Below are 21,140 nucleotides of genomic sequence, written 5' to 3' on the forward strand. Positions count from 1 at the left end.
GCGGACGCGGTGCCGCGGGCCGTGCCGCCCTCGACCACCGTGCCGAGCCCACGGACCGTCAGCACGCCGGGCCCGCCCGGGGCGATCCGCAGGCCGAACAGGGCGTCGGCGGACGGGTGGTCGTCGCGCCGGAAGGCCGTCAGCGACCCAGCGGCGTAGTGGGTGGCCCGTTCGTCCAACAGCGCCTCGGCCAGTACGTCCAGTGTCGCGGCGATCCGCTCCGCGCCGGCGAAGCCGTCCAAAGTCATGCGCCGAGCCCCCCTCGTTCCCGGTGGAAAATCTGTCCACTTTCTATCAGACCGGGCCGACGTCGGGGTGACCCCCCGAGGCCCACCGGCCGTCCGTCCCCGCCCTGTTGCGGCCGGCCCGCGGTGTGCGGTCAGGCCCCCGATGCCAGGTGCCCGAGGGCGTCGGCGATGCCGTCGACCGCGAGCAGGCCGGCGAGGTCGCGGACGAGTCCGGCGCACGGGCCGTCCGGGCGCTCCTCGGCGAAGAAGGCGGCGAACTCCACGGCGAGTGCGGGTTCGCGGGAGGCGGTGACGGCCAGCGCCGCGACCAGCTCCTGCACCAGCTGGAGCTGCAACTCCTCGCGGGGGACGGCCCGTTCGCCCAGCCAGTCGAGGGAGCTGATCTCCGCGTTGGCGATCCAGGCGCGGACGGTGCGGCGCACCCCGGGGCTCGCCTTCGGCAGCGCCAGGTGCAGCAGGATCTGCTCCTGCGCGGCCCGCCGCACCTCGTCGATCACCGCGTTGGTGCCCGGGCTGGCGGCGACCGAGCCGCCGCGCAGCAGGGCGGCGAAGCCGGGGCCGTGGCTGTCCACGAAGTCCAGGTAGCGGCCCATGACCCGCAGCAGCCGCTCGGACAGCGGCCCGTCGGCGGGCTCCTCGAAGCGGGCGGTGAGCTCCTGCCCGGCGCGGCGCAGCGACTCCTCGTAGATCGCCTGCTTGCCGGGGAAGTAGTGGTACACCAGGGGCCGGGAGGCGCCGGCCGCCGCGGCGATGTCGTCGATCGACACCTCCTCGGGCGGGCGCCGGCTGAACAGCTCCAGCGCCACCGCGATCAACTGCTCCCGCCGCTCGTCGACGCTGAGCCGGCGCCGGGGCGCCTTGTCGGCACGGCTGGGCTGATCCTCCGACCGGGGCGCCGCCGAGGGCGTACGGGAAACCATGGCGCCACCCTATCCAGCCCGGACCGTCGGATGATCACTCGATCATGGGATTCCCGCCGGGTGGCGGAGGTGACGAAAGTCTGACGTCCGCCGGTAGCCCCTGGTCGGCGGGCCCGGCGGGTGGTCGAATCGAGGGGTGAACGAATCCAGCGGTACGCCGGTCGGGCGGCGGGTGGTGCTCGGCATGCTGGGCCTCGGGGCGGCGGGCGTCGCCGTGGGCCCGCACCTGCAGCGCGTCGTCGAGGCGGTCACCAGCCGCGACCCGACGGGCCTGAGCGACCTGGTGCCGGGCGGCGGCGGGTTCCGCTACTACTCGGTCGTCGCCTCGGTGCCCGGGCGCACGGCCGCCGACTACGAGCTGCGGATCGACGGCCTGGTCGACCGGCCGGCCACGCTGCGGCTCGCCGACCTCGAGGCGCTGCCGCAGACCCGGATCGTCCACGACGTGCAGTGCGTCACCGGCTGGCGGGTGCCGGCGACCCCGTTCGAGGGGGTGCGCCTGAGCCTGCTGCTGGAGCGGGCCGGTGTCCGCGACGGCGCCGCCGCCGTGCGGTTCAGCTGCTTCGACGGCGCGTACAGCGAGAGCCTCACCCTCGACCAGGCGCGCCGCGACGACGTGCTGGTCGCGCTGCGCATGCAGGACCGCCCGCTCGGACACGCGCACGGCGGCCCGGTGCGGCTGTACGTCGCGCCGATGTACTTCTACAAGTCGGCCAAGTGGCTCTCCGGCATCACGGTGACCCCCGAGGTCCGCCCCGGCTACTGGGAGCGCCTCGGCTACGACGTCGACGCCTGGGTCGGCCGATCCAACGGACGCGACGATGCACCCACCGGCTGACTCCGGGCGCGCCGCCCGTCCCGCCGCCCGGGTGGCCCGCTTCGCCCGCGCCGAGCGGCTGGTGCACCGGGCCACCGCCGGCCTGCTGCTGACCTGCCTGGCCACCGCGCTGATGCTCTACTACCCGCCGCTGTCGGAGCTGGTCGGCCGCCGCCGGCTGGTCGTCGTGGTGCACGAGTGGTGCGGCCTGCTGCTGCCCGTCCCGCTGCTGCTCGGCCTCGTCTCCCGGGCGCTGCGCGCCGACCTGGCCCGGCTGAACCGGTTCACCGCGGCGGACCGGCGCTGGCTGCGGGCCGTCCGCCGCCGCTCCCACGACCGCCCGGCCGGCAAGTTCAACGCCGGGCAGAAGCTGTACGCGGCGTGGATCGCCGGCGCGGTGCTGGTGATGCTCGGCACCGGGCTGCTGATGTGGTTCACGCACCTGGCGCCGCTGGTGTGGCGTACCGGGGCGACCTTCGTCCACGACTGGCTGGCGGTCGCCGTGGGGGTGGTGGTGGGCGGCCACGTCTGGATGGCGGTGCGCGACCCGGAGGCCCGGCGCGGCATGCGCACCGGGCTGGTCGACCGGCGCTGGGCCGCCCGCGAGCACCCCGAGTGGGACCTCGGCGACGAGCGGGCCGCTCAGGACGGACGGGACTCCAGGTAGCGCCGGTACGCCTCCCGGCCGTCGGCCACGAAGTCCCACTCGGCGAGCCGCTCGGCGAGCTCCTCCTCGGTCAGCCAGCCGTGCCAGGCCACCTCCTCGACCTGCGGGGAGACCGGGCCGGCCCAGCGGGCCTCGTGCATGTCGCAGAACCAGGACAGCCCGTCCTGCTCGAACAGGAAGCGGAACAGCGGCACCGGCTCGATCCCGCGCACCCCGAGCTCCTCCTCGGCCTCCCGGACGGCCGCCTCGGCGTACGACTCCCCGGAGCCGACGACCCCGCCGACGAAGCAGTCGTAGGCGCCGGGGGCGAACAGCTTGGTGTCCGTGCGGCGGTGCACGAAGATCCGGCCCTGCGGGTCGCGGACCAGGATGAACACGCAGCGGTGGGTGAGGCCGTCCCGGTACGCCTCGGCGCGGGTCGCGGTGCCGACCACCTCGTCCCGGGAGTCCACCACGTCGAGCAGTTCTTCGGCGGGATTCGTCATGCTCGGGACACTACCGCCGGACGGGGCCGCGCCGCGGGCGGTGCGGGCGCTCCCGGCGGTCCGGCTCCCGCTCGGCCCGGCACCCCGGCGGCACCGGTAGGACCGTCCGACTATCGTTCCAACCGGAGGCGTGGGCGAGGAAGCGACCGGACGCACGGGCGAGGAACGGCGGGGAACGTGACAGCGGTGGAGATCTGGGGCGAGACGGCGGAGGGCTTCGAACCCGTCCGCGAGGCCTTCGCCCGCAACTTCCGCGAGTACGGCGAACTCGGCGCGGCCTTCGCGCTCTACCTGGACGGCCGCAAGGTGGTCGACCTGTGGGGCGGCGACGCCAGGCCCGAGGTCGGCGGGCGACCCGCCCCCGCCGTGCCGTGGACCGCCGACACCGCCCAGGTGCTGCGCTCCGTCACCAAGGGGCTCACCGCCGCCACCGCCCTGCACCTCGTCCAGCAGGGCCTGCTCGACCTGGACGCCCCGGTCGTCTCCTACTGGCCCGAGTTCGCCGCCGCCGGCAAGGAGCGGATCCCCGTCCGCTGGCTGCTCTCGCACCAGGCCGGACTGCCCGTCCTGGACGTGCCGCTGCGCCTGGAGGACCTGCTGACCTGGGAGCCGGCCGCCGCCGCCGTCGCCTCCCAGGCCCCCGCCTGGGAGCCGGGCACGGCTCACGGCTACCACCCGTACACCTTCGGCTGGCTGGTCGGCGAGATCGTGCGGCGGGTCAGCGGCCGCAGCATCGGCCACTACCTGGCCGAGGAGATCGCCCAGCCGCTCGGCCTCGACCTGTGGATCGGCCTGCCCGCGGGGGCGGCGCCGCGGGTCGGCCGACTGGTCGACCTGCCCGCGCCCGAGGCCGCGCAGACCGGCCCGAGCGGCATGAAGGTCCGCCCCAAGGCCTCCGTCGTACGGGCCTACCAGGACCGCACCTCGCTGACCGCCCGGGCGTTCGGCGCGGTGCTCGCCGCCGTCGACCTGAACGACCCCGCGGTGCAGGCCGCCGAGGTGCCCGGCGCCGGCGGCATCGGCACCGCACGGTCGGTGGCCCGGTTCTACGCCTCGCTGATCGGCGCCGCCGACCGGCACGGCGGGGCGCCCGGCGAGCGGCTGCCCGCACTGTTCGGCCCCGAGGTGCTGAAGGAGGCGATGGGCCCCGCGGTCAGCGGCCCGGACAAGGTGCTGATCGTCAACACCACCTTCGGCCACGGCTTCTTCCGGCACGCCGCCACCTCCCCGATGGCCACGCCGGCGAGCTTCGGCCACCCCGGCCGCGGCGGCTCGCTCGGCTTCGCCGACCCGGAGCTCGGCATCGGCTTCGGCTACGTCACCAACGGCATGCAGCCCGGCGTGACCGGCGACATCCGCTCCCGCAGCCTGATGACCGCCGTCCGGGCCTGCCTGGAAGGCCGGACGGGCTGACCGTCCGTCAGTTCGCCGCGCTCAGGCCTTGTTCGCGCAGCCACTCCAGCTGACGCTGCTGCTGGGAGGCCCGCCCGCCGGCGTGGTCGCCGAAGCGCCACACCTCGATCGCGGCCGGGCCGCCGTAGCGGTGGTAGGTGGCGAAGACCGTGGACGGCGGGCAGACCGGGTCCATCAGCGCCGCGCTGAACAGCGCGGGCGCGGTGGCCCGCGGCGCCAGGTGCAGGCCGTCCACGTACGCCAGGGTGGCGAAGACCTGCTCGACGGCGTCCCGGCGGTGCAGGCCGAGGTACTCGGCGATCTCCGGGTACGGGCCCGCCGAGGCGGTCTCCACCGCCCGGGGGAAGTGCTGCAGGAAGGGCACGTCCACCAGGGCGGCGGCCACCGCGTCCCCGGCCAGCGCGGCGGCGGCCAGGGCGAGCCCGCCGCCCTGGCTGGCGCCGCCCACGACCACCCGCTCCGGATCGATCCGCGGCAGGCCGCGGACGAAGTCCACCGCCCGCACCGCGTCGGTGTACAGCCGCCGGTAGTAGTAGCCCGCGGGCGAGTCGATCCCGCGGGTCATGAACCCGGCCGCCCACTGCGGGCCGCCCGGGTGCGGGTCCGGGGTGTCGTGGCCCTGGCCGCGGGTGTCCATGACCAGGTGGGCGTAGCCGGCCGACACGTACAGCAGCCGCTCCAGCGGCAGCCCGCGGCCCTGGCTGTAGCCCAGGTACTCGACGACCACCGGCAGCGGCCCGCGGGCGCCGCGCGGCAGCAGCAGCCAGCCGGCGACCGGCTCGCCGCCGTAGCCGGGGAAACGCACGTCGTGCACCTCGGCGCCGCGCAGCAGGCTGTCGCCGACCGGGGTGACCGAGGCCGGGCCGCCGTGCGCCCGGGCCTCGGCGAGCGTGTCGTCCCAGAAGGCGTCCAGGTCGGCGGGGGCGGCCGGCTCCGGGCGGTAGCGCAGCAGGTCCTCGTAGGGCAGGTCGGTCAGCGGCACGGGTTCTCTCTCCTGTTCAGGTGCCGTCGGCTCCTGCCGTGGAGCCGACGGGCGGTCAGATCAGGCCGCGCCGGGCGGCCCAGACCGCGGCCTGCAGCGGGGTGCGCACCCCGATCCGGTCGCAGAGCACCCGGATCCGGCGGCGCAGCGTCCGGCTGGAGGTGGACAGCCGGCGGGCGACGGCGTCCAGCGGCAGCCCCTCGGCGAGCAGGAGCAGCAGCTGGTGCTCCTCTGGGGCGAGCAGCCCGGCGGCGGGGCGGCGGGTCTGCGGCACGGGCTGGGCCTGCCGGTACGGCGCCGCCGGCGACGGGCCGAACCGGCCGGTGGGGGCGGTACGGCCGCGGTTCAGCGCGGCGGGGCGCTGCACGGCGGCCGGGTGCGGTGTCTGGTGCAGGGCGGTGGGGTGCATGGTGGCCTCCTTGCCACGGAGTGGGGCGGGCCCGGGTCAGATCGGCAGCCGGGCGCCGTCGCGCAGGTAGAGCGGGATCCGGTCGAGCGGGGCGTCCGCGGTCACCGTGGTGCCGCCCGGGTGCACCTCGTCCGTCCAGGCGCAGCGCCAGGTCGCCCCGGCGGGCAGCAGGACGGTGCGCTGCCGGGCACCGGCCTCGACCACCGGCGCGACCAGCAGGTCCGGCCCGAGCAGGAACTGGTCGCCGACCTCCCAGGCCGCCGGGTCCTCGGGGAACTCCACGAACAGCGGCCGCATCGGCGGCACGCCGGTCTCGGCGGTGTGCCGCATCTGCTCCTGGATGTACGGCCGCAGCCGCTCGCGCAGGTGCAGGTAGCTGCTGAAGATCCCGTACGCCTCCTCGCCGTACGACCAGACCTCGTTGGGGCCGCCGGTCATCGCCGGGCCGAGCGGCATCCACGGCTCGCGGTAGCCGTGCAGCCGGAACAGCGGGCAGAAGGCGCCGTACTGGAACCAGCGGACGATCACCTCCCGGTAGGCCGGGTCGTCCGGGTCGCCGCCGTGGAAGCCGCCGATGTCGGTCGTCCACCAGGGGATCCCGGAGACCATCACGTGCAGACCGGCCCTGATCTGGTCGCGCAGGGTGGCGAAGTCGGTGCCGATGTCGCCGGACCACAGTGCGGCGCCGTAGCGCTGGGCGCCGGCCCAGGACGAGCGGTTGAGGGTGACCACCTCGCACTCGCCGGCGGCGAGCATGCCCTCGTGGAAGGCGCGGGCGTTCTCCCGCGGGTACAGGTTGCCGACCTCCAGGCCGGGCCCGGCGTGGTAGCGCAGGTTGGCCTGGTGGCCGGGGTTGATCTCCGGCTCGCAGGCGTCCAGCCACCAGACCTTGATGCCGTGCGCGAGGTAGTTCTGCGCGATCCGCTCCCAGAGGAACTCCCGGGCCTCCGGGTTGGTGGCGTCGTAGAAGGCGACCTGGACGGTGGAGTCGACGCCCTTGTCCGGCCACTCGGCGTGCGCCATCGGGCCGTACTCGGTGCCGATCAGCAGGCCGCGGCGCTCCATCTCGGCGTGGTTCTCGCTGAGCGGGCTGACGGAGGGCCAGACGGAGACCATCAACCGCACGCCCATCTCGTCCAGTTCGCGGACCATGGCGGCCGGGTCTGGCCACTCGGCGGGGTCGAGCTTCCACTCGCCGAGGTGCGTCCAGTGGAAGAAGTCGTTGACGATCACGGACAGCGGCAGACCGCGCCGCCTGTGCTCGCGGGCGACGGAGAGCAGCTCCTCCTGGGTGCGGTAGCGCAGCTTGCACTGCCAGAACCCGGTGGCCCACGACGGGAGTTCGGGGGAGTGGCCGGTGGCGTCGGCGTACCGGGCCAGGGTCTCGGCCGGCTGCCCGGCGGTGATCCAGTAGTCGAACTGGCGGGCGCTGTCCGCGACCCAGCGGGTGCCGTTGACGGCCAGCTCCACCCGGCCGATCGCCGGGTTGTTCCACAGCAGCAGGTAGCCGCGGTCCGAGAGCAGCACCGGGATCGACACCTCGGCGTTGCGCTGCACCAGGTCGATCGTGGCGCCCTTCTGGTCGAGCAGCCCGTGCCGGTGCTGACCGAGGCCGAACAGCTTCTCGCCGTCGTACGCGGCGAAGCGCTGCTCCAACCGGTGGTAGCCATTGCCGGTCGGCGTGTAGAGCCGGGCGCCGGGCCACCAGAAGTGCGCGGGCTGCTCGGAGAGCAGTTCGCTGCCGTCGGCCCGCAGGAAGCGGACGATGCCGCGCTCCGTGACCTCGGCGGTGATCGCGCCGTTGACGATCCGTCCGACGCCGCCCTCGGTCTTCACCGCTGCCTGCGGCGCGGCCGGCGGCCGCTCGGCGAGCGCCCCCGGCAGGTCGGGCCGCAGCCGCCCGCCGCGCACCGCCCGCACCCGGATCGCGTCCGGGCCCCAGGGCTCCACCCGCAGGGTCTCCAGGTGGCCGTGCCACTCCAGGGCGCCGTCGTGCTCGCGCAGCACACCGGGGGCCTCGGGCTTCTCCGGCGGGGGGATGGGCAGGGGGTGGTTCACGGGACGGCTCCTGGGGGTTGCGCGCGGGCGGCGCGGGGCGCGCCGGTGCGGGCTGCGCCCCGGCGTGCGGGATCGGTGGGGGTACGGGCGCGTGCGGGTGCGCCCGGCTCCCGGGGATCGGCGATGCGCGCGAGCGGCCGGGTGGAGCGAGCGGAGCGGGTGGTGCGGGTGGAGCGAGCGGAGCGGGTGGTGCGGGGGATCGGGTGAGGGGACGGCCCGGCGGTGCGTCGGTCGGTGCGTCGGTCGGTGCGTCAGCCGGTCCGCGGGGCGGGACCGCTGGACTCCCGCATGGTGAGGGTGGGGCGCAGCAGGGTCAGCCCGGAGGTGTCCTCGCCGCCGGCCTGGGCCATCAGCAGCTCGACCGCGCGCCGGCCCATCTCCTGCGCGGGGATGGAGACCGAGGTGAGCTGCGGGGCGGAGTGCAGGGCCACCTCGTCGGGGCAGACCGCGACGACGGAGACGTCCTCCGGCACGGCCCGCCCGGACTGCCGGAGCTGGCCGAGCAGGTGCGGCAGCGCGGCCTCGTTCTGCACGACGAAGCCCGTGGTGTTCGGCCGCTCCTGCAGGATCCGCGAGAGAGTCCCGCTGGCCGCCTCGTGGCCGGCCCCGCAGGGGCGGTGCAGGAAGCCCAGGCCACGGGCGGCCGCCTGCTGCCGGAAGCCGGCCAGGGTGCGCTCGGCGAACCCGGTGTGCCGGCGGTAGACCGACTCGGCGGCCCCGATCAGCGCCACCTCGCGGTGGCCGAGGTCGGCGAGGTGGTCGGCGGCCAGCGCGCCGGTGGCCTCGAAGTCGAGGTCGACGCAGGTGAGGCCGGCCGGGTCGGCGGGCAGGCCGATCAGCGCGGCCGCCGCCCCGGTCTGCCGCAGCAGCGGGATCCGCTCGTCCTCGAGTTCGACGTCCATGAGGATCATCGCGTCGGCCAGTCCGCTGGCGGCGACGCGCTTCACCGCGGACGGGCCCTCCTCGCTGGTCAGCAGCAGCACGTCGTGGCCGAACCGGCGGGCGGTGGTGGTGATCGCGATGGCGATCTCCATCATCACCGGCACGAACATGTCGGTGCGCAGCGGGATCATCAGGGCGATCACGTTGGAGCGGTTGCTGGCCAGCGCCCGGGCCCCCGCGTGCGGGTGGTAGCCGAGCTCGGCGATGCTGCGCTCCACCCGCAGCCGGGTGTCCTGCGAGATGGACCGCTTGCCGCTGATGACGTACGAGACCGTGCTCGGGGACACCCCGGCGTGCCGGGCGACCTGGGCGAGCGTGACCATCTGGTGCTCCATCTCGCGACACGGCCGGGCGCCGGTGGTGAAGCGCTTCGACGATGTCTGCTGTGCGGCTCGATGCTGTCCTGCCCGGAGAGCTTAGAGAGGCAGATGGACTGTGTCCAGACCCGGTGTCGAAGCGCTTCACCACCTGTGCCCGGCGGGCTGCGCGGGGGCGGCGCCGGGGCGTTCAGGGGTCCGCGGGCGGGCTGCGGAGCCTACGCCTGGCCGGTCTCGAAACGGCTGATCCGCTCCCCGTCCACGGTGAACCGCCACGCGGTGCGCATCTCGCCCCAGGTGTCGTTGCGGTAGTTGGCGATCAGGGCGAGGCCGCCGTCCTTCTCCGTCTGGACGTCGATGTGGCCCCGGGAGGAGAAGATCTCCCGCTCCGCCCAGGCCGCCAGCGGGCGGTCCGAGCCGTCGTCGGACATCGTGGCGTCCGGGGTCAGCACGGCGAAGAACGCCGTCGGGTCGCCCCCGTTGATCGCGGCGACCAGGGCACGAACGGCGGGATTGGACAGCTTGGCGGCGGGGATCGTCATGGTCGGGGCCTCCTCGTCCCGGATGCACGGCACGGTGCCGTGCTTTCCAGAGACCACGGGGCCCGGCCGCCCGCCAGCGGCGTGCGCCGTCCGCGCCCCGCCTCCGCGGCGCCGGGCCCGGGCTGTGCTTTGATCCGCATCCGGGGGCCACCGCGGGGAACCGCCGACGGAAGGAGTGCCCTGGATGGGGCCGGCCGAACTGATCGTCCTGACGTTCCCGCAGGAGGCCATCACCGCCGAGAGCGCCCGCGCCCTCGCCGCCCTGCGGACGGCCGGGGACATCCGGGTGGTCGACGCCCTGGTGGTCACCCGCCGCGCCGACGGCACCGTCGAGTACGCGGAGGTCGGCGAGGTGGAGCACCTGCAGGGGGTGGTCGCGGCCGGCGGGCACGAGCTGCCGCTGATCGGACCGGCCGACGCGCAGGAGGCGGCCGCCCTGCTCGCCCCGGGCAGCGTCGCCGTGGTGGTGCTGATCGAGCACCTGTGGGCGCAGAGCGCGGCGGCCGCGCTCGGTGCGGTCGGCGGGCGGATCGCCTCCGGCGTGCGGATCCCGCCGGAGCGGATCGAGGAGGCCGTCCGCGCGGCCCGGGCCCGCAGCGGGCGGTGAGGCACCTCGGGGGCACGGGGCCGGGAGGGCTGCGGCGGACACCTCAGGGGCGCGGGGAACTGCGCAATGCGGATGGGCGCGCCGTACGGATCAGGGCTCAGCCCGAATCGCATTGGGACCCACCCCCGGACTGTGCAGTTCTCCCCCCGGCCTTCGGCCGGGAGGTGCCCCCACGCGCCCCTGAGGTGCTGCCCTTGCATTGCGCAGTTCTCCGCGCCGCTGGTGCGGCCGAATTCTCCGTACACGTGTGCCGGGGGCTCTGGTCGCGGGGCTCCGGGTCCGCTACGGTGGGTGCATCGCCGGTCACGCGGTGCGGTAGCGGCCCGTCCGCCGTTCCCAGTGCAGGTAGCCCGCCAGCCAGGCGGTCATGCCGTCGGCGTAGCGCTGCGCGATGCCGCGCTGCTCCTCGTCGAGTTCCAGCTCGCGGAAGGCGCAGGGCAGTTCGGCGAGCAGCCGGGCGTAGCGGTCGACCAGCAGCTGCGCCTCGGTGAGGACGATCGAGCAGGCTTCCTCCGGCGGGCAGGAACGTTCCCGCTGGACGATCATCACCAGGTTGTACACGTCCCCGCGCGGCGCCTCCAGCGGGTAGGAGCGGACGTCGTTGCTGTACGAGGGGATGTCCGCGGCGACCTGGCGCAGTTGCCGCAGCACGGGGTGGTGGAACGTGCCCTGCGGCACGGTGAATCCGCCGAGCCGTTCCACCATGTCGAAGATGGTCTCCATGGCCGCCGTTCCCCGACGGAGCATCAAGTAGCCCTCGCGGTCCGGGATCCGGCCGGAGAGCCGGCCGGCGGCCTCGGCGGGGTGGCTGGCGAAGTACCACTCCCAGTTGGCGGCGGCCCGGGCCCGCCAGCGGCCGGGCATGCCGGCCGTGGACCGTCTCCAGAGGTCGGCGAAGGCCCGTTCCACGCCGGAGGTGCCGTCCGGCAGGGCGCCGTAGAGGATCGCGGTCAGCCGTTCGCAGATCCGGGACACCTCGGTCGGGCGCCGGCCCAGGGCGCTGTCGAACTGGTCGTCGAAGAGGAAGAAGAAGCCCAACATGTCCGCGGCGAGGGCGAGTTCGTCCGGTCCCGCGTCCGGATGGCTGAGCGCCGCGAGCTCGGCGACCTCCCAGTGGCCGTACACCGCCGCGTCCGCGACGTCCGCGAGTTCGCGGTGGCGGGCGAGCCAGGAGCGGTGCCGCTCGGCGGCGTGGGCGTGGTGCCCGCTGCGCCGGTGCGGGAACGGGAAGTCGAGCGAGCTGTCGTCGGACATGGTGCTCCCAGCAAGGTGACTCTCGGATCCGGTGCTGTGCGTTCGCGTCGTGCGGTGACCCCGATGCTGATACTGGGACGTGCGGAAGATCCACTGCGCCGTCCGGCCCGGCAGACTACCCGATCGGATCATCGGATGGCATGCGCACCAGGGCATTTGCCCGGGCCCTGCAGCCTCAACCCTCGACTCCCGTTCGGCCTGCACGAATGGCGCCCGCGCGGGCGTGCACGGCGCTAGGGTCGTGGGCGGAACGAGGAACGGAAGAGGCGGAGGCGCGGCGGTGTCGGCAGATCAGAACGGGCAGGGCGAACAGGAGTACGTCACCTCTCCGGCCGAGGAGACACTGCGCGAGCGGGACACCGAGCTGCACACCGCCGACGAGGCGGTCGCCCGGCTGTGCCGCAAGTTCGCCGCCGGCGGCACCGAGATCGGCGAGGTGCTCTGCTACTCCGGCCCCGGCGGCATGGGCAAGACCTCGCTGCTGCACCGGGTCCGCCGCCTGGGCAAGCTCCAGCCCGGCTGCACCGTGCTCTTCGCCCGCGGCGGCGAGCGCCAGCGCAACGAACCCTTCCGCGTGCTGCGGCAGTTGCTGCAGCCGGTGCTCGGCTCGCTGCCCGAGGAGGAGAAGCAGGAGGTCTTCGGCAACTGGTACGGCATCGTCGGCCCCGCCATCGGCCTCGTCCCGCCGTCCGACGAGCTGGAGCCCCTCGACCCGCAGGGCGTGCGCGACGGCCTCGACTTCGTCTTCACCCAACTCGCGCCGCGCCGTGCCCCGTTGGTCATGGTCGTCGACGACCTGCACTGGGCCGACCAGGAGTCCCTCAGCTGGCTCGCCGCGTTCGCCGTCCGCTCGCGCGAACTGCCCGTGCTGCTCGTCCTCGCCTACCGCGACGAGTTCGACCACAAGACGCTGCCGCTGCGCCACCAGATCGAGTCCATCGCCCAGCACCGCCACGAACTGCGCCGGCTCACCCCGGACACCGTCGCCGACCTCGTCCGCGCCGAACTCGGCCCGCACGCCGAGGACGCCTTCTGCCGCCAGGTCTGGGCCGTCACCGGCGGCACCCCGTACGAGGTCGTCGCGCTGCTCCGCGAGGTCCGCGACCAAGCGCTGGAGCCCAGCGAGGAGAACGCCCGCAGGCTGCACGACCTCGCCGCCGCCGCCCGCGGCGAGACCCTGCAGCACTGGCTGGACAAGCTCGGCCCGACCACCCTGCGGTTCGCCTGGGCCGCCGCGCTGCTCGGCACCGACATCCGGCAGACCCTCGCCGCCGCGATCTCCGCCCAGGGCCCGGACCAGGCCGAGGAGTCCGTCCGCCAGCTGCGCCGCCAGCGCGTCCTCACCAGCCAGCCCAACGGCCGGCTGGAGTTCGTCCACCCGCTGATCGGCACCTCGATCTACCTCACCATGCCGGCCGCCACCAAGACCGCCATGCACGGCATCGCGGCCACCGCGATCGAGAACGCCGGCGGGACCATGCTCGCCGCCTCCCGGCACCTGCTGGAGGTGCTGCCCGAGGGCGACGACGTGATCGTCCGCAAGCTGCGCAAGGCCGCCCAGGAGCACCTGGCCATCGGCGCCCCGGACGCCGCCAAGCGCTGCCTGGAGCGCGCCCTCAACGAGCCGCCGGACGACGACATCCGCGCCGAGGTGATGTACGAGCTCGGCTGCTCCGCCCTGCTCACCGACCCGGCCGCCACGGTCAACCAGCTCACCGTCGCCCTGGAGCCGGAGAACGGCCTGAGCCCCGCGCTGCGGGTCGACGCCACCTTCCGGCTCTCCGAGGCGCTCGCCCACGCCGGCCAGCTGACCCGGGCCGCCGCGGTCTGCCACGAGGAGGCGCAGCGCACCCCGCAGGGCCCCGGCCGGCTCCGACTGCAGGCCGCGCACTTCATGTGGGCCGCCTTCCAGCGCGACGAGGACGACGCGGTCGGCCGCTCCCGTCGGCTGGAGGACATGGCAACCGCGCTCACCGGCCGGGACAGCGCCGAGCGCGCCCTGGTGGCCATGCAGGCCTGGGACCTCACCCTGCGCGGCGGGTCCGCCGCCCGCGCCGTGGAGCTCGCCGACCGGGCGCTGGTCAACGGCCGGCTGCCCGCCGAACTCCGCTGGACGGGCACCACCTGGGGCTTCGAGCTGCCCGCCCTGATCGGCCTCACGCTCACCTACACCGACGAGCTCATCCGCGCCGAGCGGCTGTTCTCCGACGCGATCATGGAGTTCGAGGTCGCCGGGTGGAGCGGCGCGCACCGCGGCTTCGCCTACTTCCTGATGGGCCTCGTCCGGTTCCGCCGCGGCTTCCTGCTGGAGGCCGAGGACTTCCTCCGCCGCGGACTGCGGATCTCCGAGCGGATCGCCCCCGACCTGCCGCTGCAGTGGGACATCGTCGGCGTCCTCGCCGACACCCTGCTCGCCCGCGGCCGCGTCCAGGAGGCCTGGGAGCTCGCCGAGCAGTACCGCTTCGCCCCGCCGTACCACGAGACCGCGATGGTGCTGCCCGACGCGCCCACCCTCTACGGCAAGCTGCTGCTCGCCCGCGGCGACCGCGCCCGCGCCGTCGAGGTCCTCACCGAGGTCGGCCGGCAGCTCGACGCCCGCGGCCGGTACAACACCGTCTGGGCGCCCTGGGCCGGCCACCTCGCGCTCGCCCTCGCCCCGGACGAGCCGGAGGAGGCCCGCAAGCACGCGCAGGACGCCGTCGACCGGGCGCGCACCTTCGGCTCGGCCTCCGCGGTCGGCGCCGCCCTGCGGCTGCAGGCCGCCGTCACCGACGGCCCGGTCGCGGTCGAGCTGCTGGAGGAGGCCGTCGCCGTGCTCGGCCAGTCCCCGGCCGGCCACGAGCACGCGCACGCCCTGGTGGACCTCGGTGCCGCGCTGCGCCGCAGCGGCCGGCTGGTCGACGCCGGCGAGTACCTCTACCAGGGCATGGAACTCGCCCAGCAGTGCGGCGCCGACGGCCTGGTCGCCCGTGCCCGCCGCGAGCTCGCCGTCTCCGGGCTGCGCCCGAACCGGCTGCGCACGCTCACCAAGGACGCCCTCAGCCAGCACGAGTGGGAGGTCGCCGAACTCGCCGTGCGCGGCCTGCCGCCGCAGCGGATCGCCGACCACCTCGACCTGCCGCTCAGCCTGGTGCACCGCCGACTGGCCGCCGTGCACCGCAAAGCGGGCACCGGGCCGGAGGGCCTGGCCGCCGCCCTCGGGCTGCCCGACAAGGACTCCCGCACCGGCGACGACGGCTGAGCCCGTCCGGAACCCGCGACCGGCCGGGGCACGCACCGCGCAGCAGCGCCGTACCGGGCCCCGGCCGGGCTAGGCTGCTCCGGGGCGACAAGATCGCTCATAATCGAACAGCAGTCGAGGTGAGGCGGTCGCGGCCGCTTCGGTGAGGAGCAGGCCATGGCGGCATCCGCACAGGCCACGGAGGTCCGGCACGGGCCCTTCGAACCCAGTGGTGCGGGCGCGGCGATCGAGCGCTGGACCCTGCGCAACGGACCGCTGGAGGCCAGCGTCCTCACCCTCGGCGCCACCCTGCACACCCTCACCGCGCCCGACCGCTCCGGCACGCCCGCCCAGATCCTGCTCTCCACCGAGGACCTCCCGCAGGTCCTCGGCGCCGCCCGCCACTACGGCAGCACCGTCGGCCGCTACGCCAACCGGATCGCCGACTGCCGGATCACCCTCGACGGCGAGGACCACTCGCTCGCCCCCACCGGCAACGGCGTCACCCTGCACGGCGGCCCGGACGGCTTCGCCCACCGGATCTGGGAGGCCGAGGAGATCCCCGGCGGCGTCCGGCTCAAGCTGCACAGCCCCGACGGCGACCAGGGCTTCCCCGGCGGCCTCGACGTCACCGTCTCGTACACGCTCTCCGCCGACGCGGTGACCATCGACTACCACGCGGTCACCAGCAAGCCCACCGTCGTCAACCTGACCAACCACGCCTACTTCAACCTCGCGGGCGAGGGCAGCGGCGACGTGCTCGGCCACCTGCTCACCCTGGACGCGGACCACTACACCCCGGTGGACGCCCGGCAGATCCCGCTCGGCCCGTTCGAGGCGGTGGCCGGCACGCCCTTCGACTTCACCACCGCCCGGCCGCTCGGCAAGGGCATCGCCGAGAACCACCCGCAGGTGGCGGCGGCCCACGGCTACGACCACAACTGGGTGCTGCGCGAGCGCCCCACCGACGGCGGCCCGTCCCGCGCCGCCCTGCTGGAGGACCCGGAGAGCGGCCGCACCCTGGAGGTGCTCACCACCGAGCCGGGCATCCAGGTCTACACGGCCAACGGCTTCCAGGGCGCGGTCACCGGCGCCCGCGGCGTCCCGTACGGCCCGTACGCCGGCGTCGCGCTGGAGACCCAGCACCACCCGGACTCGCCGCACCAGCCCTCGTACCCGTCGACGGTGCTGCGCCCGGGCGAGGAGTTCCGCTCGACGACGGTGCTGCGCCTCGGCACCGCCTGAGGCCCGGCGACCGTCCGGGAGGGGCCGCGGCCCGTCCGACTGAGAACGGTTGCTGCAAACCACCGCAACGACGGCCCGTGCCGCCGGGGACGACCCGGACGGCGCGGGCCGTTCGCATGCCCCGGCCGGGCAGGAGCGATGCAGGCCACGGGGGTCGAGGGGGCGGTTCGCGCGACGGCAACTCGGAGGACACGCGGATGTAACGATCTGAATCACGCTTGCAGAAAGTTGCTGCAAGGGCTTTCAGGTTGGCTTTCGGCGCTGTTACGTTCCTCCACAAGCCCGACGGCCGCAACGGCGCAGTCGGCACGGGACAGCCATTATGCGCGGTCCTCCACCAATTCGGGCACCCCCACCTTCCTAGGAGTTCTCATGCGGCGTGGCATCGCGGCCTCCGCTCTCGTTGCGGCCCTTGCGGTTTCTCTTGCAGCCTGTGGCAGCAGCGGCTCCGGCTCGGACGCCAAGGGCGACGGCGGTCCGGTCACCATCACCTACTGGGACACGTCCAACGCCACCAACGAGGCTCCGACCTACCAGGCGCTGGTCCAGAAGTTCGAGGCCGCCAACCCGAACATCAAGGTCAACTTCGTCAACGTGCCGTTCGACCAGGCGCAGAACAAGCTGCAGACCGCGATGGGCGCCAAGGGCGCACCGGACGCCTTCCGCTCCGAGGTCGGCTGGACCTCCGCCTTCGCCAAGGCCGGCTTCCTGGAGCCGCTGGACGGCACCCCGGCGCTCCCCGACGCGTCCGCCTTCCAGCCGAGCCTGGTCCAGCAGGCCAAGTTCGACGGCAAGACCTACGGCGCGCCGCTGGTCACCGACACCCTCGGCCTCCTGTACAACAAGGACCTCTTCGCCAAGGCCGGCATCGCCAAGGCCCCCACCACCTGGGACGAGCTGAAGACCGACGCCGCCCAGATCAAGGACAAGGCCGGCGTCGACGGCTTCTTCATGCGGGCCGGCGACGGCTACTTCGCCCTGCCGTTCCTGTTCGGCGAGGGCACCGACATGGTGGACGCCAAGGGCAAGAAGATCAGCATCAACTCGCCCGAGGCCACCAAGGCCGTCGAGACCTACAAGTCGATGTTCACCTCGCCCGGCACCGCCAAGGCCGACGTGACCACCGACTCGTACGCCCACATGATGGACGCCTTCAACACCGGCAAGGTCGCGATGATCATCCAGGGCCCCTGGGAGATCACCAACATCTACAAGGGCGCCGCGTTCAGCAACAAGGCGAACCTGGGCATCGCCCCCGTCCCGGCCGGCTCCACCGGCAAGGCCGGCGCCCCCACCGGCGGCCACAACGTCTCCGTCTACGCCGGCTCCGACGCCGCCCACAAGGCCGCTGCCGAGAAGCTCGCCGCGTTCCTGACCTCGGCCGAGAGCCAGACCACCCTCGCGCTGAAGAACTCCACCCTGCCGACCCGCGGTGACGCCTACACCGCCGAGGTCAAGGCCAACCTGGGCATCGCGGGCTACCAGGCCATCCTGAGCACCGCCCAGCCGCGGCCCGAGCTGCCCGAGTACTCCTCGCTGTTCGCCTCGATCGGCACCAACCTCGGCAAGATCGTCCAGGGCCAGGCCGACACCAAGACCGGCCTGGACGCCACCGCCGTCGAGGGGTCGGCGGCGGCGACGACCTGATGCTCGCCCAGTACGGGGTGCATCGTCCCGGGCTCCCGGGCAGCTGGCCGTCCTCGTACGAGGACGCGTCGCAGCCCTGCACGCCGGCCTGGCAGGAGACGATCACCTCCGTGCCGGCCGAGCAGGCGGCCCGCATCGGCCGCGAGTTCGCCCGCAACGCCGAGCGCACCAACGGCCGGTCCATGATCGCGCTGGGGGCCGGGACCAACCACTGGTTCCACTCCGACACCATCTACCGGGCGTTCCTGGCGCTCATCACCATGACCGGCTGCCAGGGCGTCAACGGCGGCGGCTGGGCGCACTACGTCGGCCAGGAGAAGGTCCGCCCGGTCACCGGGCAGCAGCACCTGTCGTTCGCCTTCGACTGGCAGCGGCCCACCCGGCACATGGCGGGCACCTCGTACTGGTACCTGAACTCCGACCAGTGGCGCTACGAGGCGTTCGGGCCCGACGAGATCGCCTCCCCGCTCGGCGAGGGACGGTTCCGGGGCAAGGGCTTCGCCGACTGCCTGGCGCAGGCCGTGCGACTGGGCTGGACACCCGGCCACCCCGGTTTCAACCGCAACCCGCTCGACCTGGCGGACGAGGCCGCCCGGGCCGGCCGGCCGGTCGCCGAGCACGTCGTCGACGAGCTGAAGTCGGGACGGCTGCGGTTCGCCGCCGAGGACCCCGACGACCCCGCCAACTTCCCGCGGGTGCTGACCGTGTGGCGGGCCAACCTGCTCGGCTCCTCCGGCAAGGGCAACGAGTACTTCCTGCGCCACCTGCTGGGCACGGACGGGGCCGTGCGTTCCGAGGAGACCCCGCCCGAGGGGCGGCCGAAGGACGTGGTGTGGCGGGAGGAGGCACCCGAGGGCAAGCTCGACCTGCTGGTCACCATGGACTTCCGGATGACCTCGACCGGCCTGTACGCCGACGTCGTCCTCCCCGCCGCCACCTGGTACGAGAAGGACGACCTGTCCAGCACGGACATGCACCCCTTCATGCACGCCTTCACCCCGGCCATCGCCCCGCCCTGGCAGGCGCGCACCGACTACGACACCTTCCTGGCCCTCGCCGACCGGTTCAGCGAGCTGGCGGCCGACCACCTCGGCACCCGCACCGACGTCATCGCCGTGCCGCTGCTGCACGACACCCCCGACGAACTCGCCCAGCCGGGCGGGGTGGTGCGGGACTGGAAGGCCGGCGAGTGCGAGCCGATCCCCGGGAAGACCATGCCCAAGCTGGCGGTCGTCGAACGGGACTACACCGCGATCGCGCAGAAGATGCGTGCTGTCGGCCCGCTGCTCGACACCCTGGGCACCACCACCAAGGGCGTCACCGTCGTCCCCGACAAGGAGATCGACGAACTCCGGCACCGCAACGGCACCGTGAAGGACGGGATCGCCGCCGGACGGCCCTCGCTCGCCACCGCGAGCCACATGTGCGAGGCGGTCCTCGCGCTGTCCGGCACCACCAACGGACGGCTGGCCGCCGAGGGCTTCCGGGTGCTGGAGCGGCAGACCGGCAGCGAGGGCCTGGTCGAACTCGCCGCCGAACGCGAGGCGGAGCGGATCACCTTCGCCGACACCCGCACCCAGCCCCGCGCCGTGCTGACCTCGTACGAGTGGTCGGGCTCGGAGACCGGCGGGCGGCGCTACTCGCCGTTCGTCATCAACACCGAGCACAAGAAGCCCTGGCACACCCTCACCGGCCGCCAGCACTTCTTCGTCCAGCACGACTGGGTGTCCGAGGTCGGCGAGCAACTGCCCGTCTACCGGCCCCCGCTGAACTCGCCCCGGCACTACGGCGACGAGCACCTGCGCGACGGCCGGGCCGAGGTCACCGTCCGCTACCTCACCCCGCACTCCAAGTGGTCCATCCACTCGAACTACCAGGACAACAAGTACATGCTCGACCTGTCCCGCGGCGGCCCGGTCATCTGGATGTCCACCGGCGACGCCGAGAGGATCGGCGTGAAGGACAACGACTGGATCGAGGCGTACAACCGCAACGGCGTCGTCGCCGCCCGGGCGGTCGTCACCCACCGGATGCCCGAGGGCACGGTGTACATGTACCACGCCCAGGACCGCAACGTGAACGTGCCGAAGACCGAGGTCAGCGGCCGGCGCGGCGGCATCCACAACTCGCTCACCCGGCTGCTGCTCAAGCCCACCCACCTCGCGGGCGGCTACGCGCAGTTCACCTACGCCTTCAACTACTACGGCCCGACCGGGAACCAGCGCGACGAGGTCACCGTGATCCGCCGCCGCTCGCAGGAGGTGACCTACTGATGAGGGTCATGGCCCAGATCGCGATGGTGATGAACCTCGACAAGTGCATCGGCTGCCACACCTGCTCGGTCACCTGCAAGCAGACGTGGACCAACCGCACCGGAGTCGAGTACGCCTGGTTCAACAACGTCGAGACCAAGCCCGGCGTCGGCTACCCGCGCCGCTACGAGGACCAGGAGAAGTGGAAGGGCGGCTGGATGCTCGACGCGCGCGGGCGGCTCGTCCTGCGCTCGGGCGGACGCGTCAAGCGGCTGCTGTCGCTGTTCTCCAACCCCGACCTGCCGTCCATCGAGGACTACTACGAGCCGGTCACCTACGACTACGACAACCTCGTCAGCGCCCCGGCCGGGAACGACGTCCCGGTCGCCCGCCCGCGCTCGGTCCTCACCGGGGAGCCGACGGCGATCACCTGGGGTGCCAACTGGGAGGACGGCCTCGGCGGTGCGCCCGAGCACGCGGGCGGCGACCCCAACCTGACCGGCGAGTGGGCCGAGAAGGTGAAGTTCGAGTTCGAGCAGACCTTCCTCTTCCACCTGCCCCGGCTGTGCGAGCACTGCCTCAACCCGGCCTGCGTGTCGGCCTGTCCGTCCGGTGCGATGTACAAGCGGGTCGAGGACGGCATCGTCCTGGTGGACCAGGACCGCTGCCGCGGCTGGCGGATGTGCGTCACCGCCTGCCCGTACAAGAAGGTGTACGTCAACCATGCCACCGGCAAGGCCGAGAAGTGCACCTTCTGCTTCCCGCGGATCGAGTCCGGCCAGCCCACCGTCTGCTCCGAGACCTGCGTCGGCCGGCTGCGCTACCTCGGCCTCCTGCTGTACGACGCCGACCGCGTCGGCGAGGCCGCGGCCACCCCCGACGACAAGGACCTGCTGGACGCCCAGCGCGGGGTCTTCCTCGACCCGCACGACCCCGGAGTCATCGCGGCGGCACGGGAGTCCGGCATCCCCGAGGACTGGCTGGACGCCGCCCGGCGCTCCCCCGTGCACGCGCTGGTCTCCACCTACAAGGTCGCCCTGCCGCTCCACCCGGAGTACCGCACCCTGCCGATGGTCTGGTACGTCCCGCCGCTCTCCCCGGTGCTCGACGCGGTG

The 21,140-nt window shown here is 73.7% G+C and carries 17 protein-coding genes and 1 pseudogene; 9 read left to right on the forward strand and 9 right to left on the reverse strand.

The window, feature by feature from the left end; translation table 11 throughout:
- Positions 1-248, reverse strand: a 248-nt coding sequence (locus ABZ641_RS08880) for a hypothetical protein (RefSeq protein ID WP_359980239.1), incomplete at its 3' end; no start/stop codon positions are given.
- Positions 249-379: 131 nt separating this feature from the next.
- Positions 380-1,168: a TetR/AcrR family transcriptional regulator gene (locus ABZ641_RS08885; protein WP_344621840.1), complete on the reverse strand. Its 789-nt coding sequence runs from the start codon at positions 1,166-1,168 to the stop codon at positions 380-382.
- Positions 1,169-1,352: 184 nt separating this feature from the next.
- Between ABZ641_RS08885 and ABZ641_RS08890 the strand changes: the two genes are divergently transcribed.
- Both ABZ641_RS08890 and ABZ641_RS08895 read left to right on the forward strand, forming a co-directional pair.
- Complete coding sequence (locus tag ABZ641_RS08890; protein ID WP_359980267.1) at positions 1,353-2,006, forward strand: molybdopterin-dependent oxidoreductase; 654 nt, start codon at positions 1,353-1,355, stop codon at positions 2,004-2,006.
- A complete protein-coding gene (locus ABZ641_RS08895) occupies positions 1,990-2,652 on the forward strand; it encodes a cytochrome b/b6 domain-containing protein (protein ID WP_359980242.1) in 663 nt (220 codons plus the stop codon). Before ABZ641_RS08890 ends, ABZ641_RS08895 begins: the two co-directional genes overlap by 17 nt.
- Here ABZ641_RS08895 and ABZ641_RS08900 read toward each other — a convergent pair.
- A complete protein-coding gene (locus ABZ641_RS08900) occupies positions 2,628-3,137 on the reverse strand; it encodes an NUDIX domain-containing protein (RefSeq protein WP_344621842.1) in 510 nt (169 codons plus the stop codon). The genes ABZ641_RS08895 and ABZ641_RS08900 overlap by 25 nt on opposite strands.
- Positions 3,138-3,323: 186 nt before the next feature.
- Here ABZ641_RS08900 and ABZ641_RS08905 point away from each other — a divergent pair, with 186 nt between their 5' ends.
- Complete coding sequence (locus ABZ641_RS08905; RefSeq protein WP_344621891.1) at positions 3,324-4,550, forward strand: serine hydrolase domain-containing protein; 1,227 nt, start codon at positions 3,324-3,326, stop codon at positions 4,548-4,550.
- Between the two features lie 7 nt (positions 4,551-4,557).
- On the opposite strand, the gene ABZ641_RS08910 is transcribed toward ABZ641_RS08905, so the two are convergent.
- The 5 genes from ABZ641_RS08910 to ABZ641_RS08930 form a co-directional block, all read right to left on the reverse strand.
- The gene (locus ABZ641_RS08910) at positions 4,558-5,532 is read right to left on the reverse strand and encodes an alpha/beta fold hydrolase (RefSeq protein WP_344621843.1); all 975 of its coding nucleotides are present in this window, start codon (positions 5,530-5,532) and stop codon (positions 4,558-4,560) included.
- 55 nt (positions 5,533-5,587) lie between these two features.
- Positions 5,588-5,941, reverse strand: a complete 354-nt coding sequence (locus ABZ641_RS08915) for a hypothetical protein (RefSeq protein WP_359980246.1) — start codon at positions 5,939-5,941, stop codon at positions 5,588-5,590.
- A 36-nt stretch (positions 5,942-5,977) separates the two neighbouring features.
- A complete protein-coding gene (locus ABZ641_RS08920; RefSeq protein ID WP_344621845.1) occupies positions 5,978-7,999 on the reverse strand; it encodes a TIM-barrel domain-containing protein in 2,022 nt (673 codons plus the stop codon).
- Between the two features lie 251 nt (positions 8,000-8,250).
- On the reverse strand, positions 8,251-9,264 hold the full coding sequence (locus ABZ641_RS08925) for a LacI family DNA-binding transcriptional regulator (RefSeq protein WP_359980250.1): 1,014 nt from the start codon (positions 9,262-9,264) through the stop codon (positions 8,251-8,253).
- A 212-nt stretch (positions 9,265-9,476) separates the two neighbouring features.
- On the reverse strand, positions 9,477-9,800 hold the full coding sequence (locus ABZ641_RS08930; RefSeq protein WP_344621847.1) for a nuclear transport factor 2 family protein: 324 nt from the start codon (positions 9,798-9,800) through the stop codon (positions 9,477-9,479).
- A gap of 184 nt (positions 9,801-9,984) precedes the next feature.
- On the opposite strand from ABZ641_RS08930, the gene ABZ641_RS08935 reads away from it, so the two are divergent.
- Positions 9,985-10,407: a DUF6325 family protein gene (locus tag ABZ641_RS08935; protein ID WP_344621848.1), complete on the forward strand. Its 423-nt coding sequence runs from the start codon at positions 9,985-9,987 to the stop codon at positions 10,405-10,407.
- A gap of 303 nt (positions 10,408-10,710) precedes the next feature.
- On the opposite strand, the gene ABZ641_RS08940 is transcribed toward ABZ641_RS08935, so the two are convergent.
- Complete coding sequence (locus ABZ641_RS08940) at positions 10,711-11,661, reverse strand: terpene cyclase (RefSeq protein ID WP_344621849.1); 951 nt, start codon at positions 11,659-11,661, stop codon at positions 10,711-10,713.
- 280 nt (positions 11,662-11,941) lie between these two features.
- On the opposite strand from ABZ641_RS08940, the gene ABZ641_RS08945 reads away from it, so the two are divergent.
- The 5 genes and pseudogenes from ABZ641_RS08945 to narH form a co-directional block, all read left to right on the forward strand.
- Positions 11,942-14,902 carry an AAA family ATPase gene (locus tag ABZ641_RS08945; RefSeq protein WP_359980255.1) on the forward strand — a complete coding sequence of 987 codons (2,961 nt, stop codon included), beginning with the start codon at positions 11,942-11,944 and terminating at the stop codon, positions 14,900-14,902.
- 156 nt (positions 14,903-15,058) lie between these two features.
- Positions 15,059-16,126: an aldose epimerase family protein gene (locus tag ABZ641_RS08950; RefSeq protein ID WP_359980258.1), complete on the forward strand. Its 1,068-nt coding sequence runs from the start codon at positions 15,059-15,061 to the stop codon at positions 16,124-16,126.
- Between the two features lie 372 nt (positions 16,127-16,498).
- Positions 16,499-17,773, forward strand: coding sequence for an extracellular solute-binding protein (locus ABZ641_RS08955; RefSeq protein WP_359980261.1), 1,275 nt, complete (start codon positions 16,499-16,501; stop codon positions 17,771-17,773).
- A pseudogene (locus ABZ641_RS08960) lies at positions 17,767-20,046 on the forward strand (molybdopterin-dependent oxidoreductase); the annotation flags it as partial. The gene ABZ641_RS08955 and the pseudogene ABZ641_RS08960, both read left to right, overlap by 7 nt.
- Positions 20,046-21,140: nitrate reductase subunit beta (gene narH / locus ABZ641_RS08965; protein ID WP_359980264.1), on the forward strand; the 1,095-nt coding region annotated here is incomplete at its 3' end. The pseudogene ABZ641_RS08960 and the gene narH, both read left to right, overlap by 1 nt.

This window comes from Kitasatospora sp. NPDC007106, from assembly GCF_040634455.1.
In the GTDB taxonomy this organism is placed as follows: Bacteria; Actinomycetota; Actinomycetes; order Streptomycetales; family Streptomycetaceae; genus Kitasatospora; species Kitasatospora arboriphila.

Coding starts and splice junctions, on each gene's coding strand:
- ABZ641_RS08940 (WP_344621849.1), bottom strand. CDS start 11,661: ATGTCCGACGACAGCTCGCTCGACTTCCCGTTCCCGCACCGGCGCAGC.
- ABZ641_RS08890 (WP_359980267.1), top strand. CDS start 1,353: ATGCTGGGCCTCGGGGCGGCGGGCGTCGCCGTGGGCCCGCACCTGCAG.
- ABZ641_RS08915 (WP_359980246.1), bottom strand. CDS start 5,941: ATGCACCCCACCGCCCTGCACCAGACACCGCACCCGGCCGCCGTGCAG.
- ABZ641_RS08935 (WP_344621848.1), top strand. CDS start 9,985: ATGGGGCCGGCCGAACTGATCGTCCTGACGTTCCCGCAGGAGGCCATC.
- ABZ641_RS08950 (WP_359980258.1), top strand. CDS start 15,059: ATGGCGGCATCCGCACAGGCCACGGAGGTCCGGCACGGGCCCTTCGAA.
- ABZ641_RS08900 (WP_344621842.1), bottom strand. CDS start 3,137: ATGACGAATCCCGCCGAAGAACTGCTCGACGTGGTGGACTCCCGGGAC.
- ABZ641_RS08925 (WP_359980250.1), bottom strand. CDS start 9,264: ATGGTCACGCTCGCCCAGGTCGCCCGGCACGCCGGGGTGTCCCCGAGC.
- ABZ641_RS08930 (WP_344621847.1), bottom strand. CDS start 9,800: ATGACGATCCCCGCCGCCAAGCTGTCCAATCCCGCCGTTCGTGCCCTG.
- ABZ641_RS08885 (WP_344621840.1), bottom strand. CDS start 1,168: ATGGTTTCCCGTACGCCCTCGGCGGCGCCCCGGTCGGAGGATCAGCCC.
- ABZ641_RS08955 (WP_359980261.1), top strand. CDS start 16,499: ATGCGGCGTGGCATCGCGGCCTCCGCTCTCGTTGCGGCCCTTGCGGTT.
- ABZ641_RS08895 (WP_359980242.1), top strand. CDS start 1,990: ATGCACCCACCGGCTGACTCCGGGCGCGCCGCCCGTCCCGCCGCCCGG.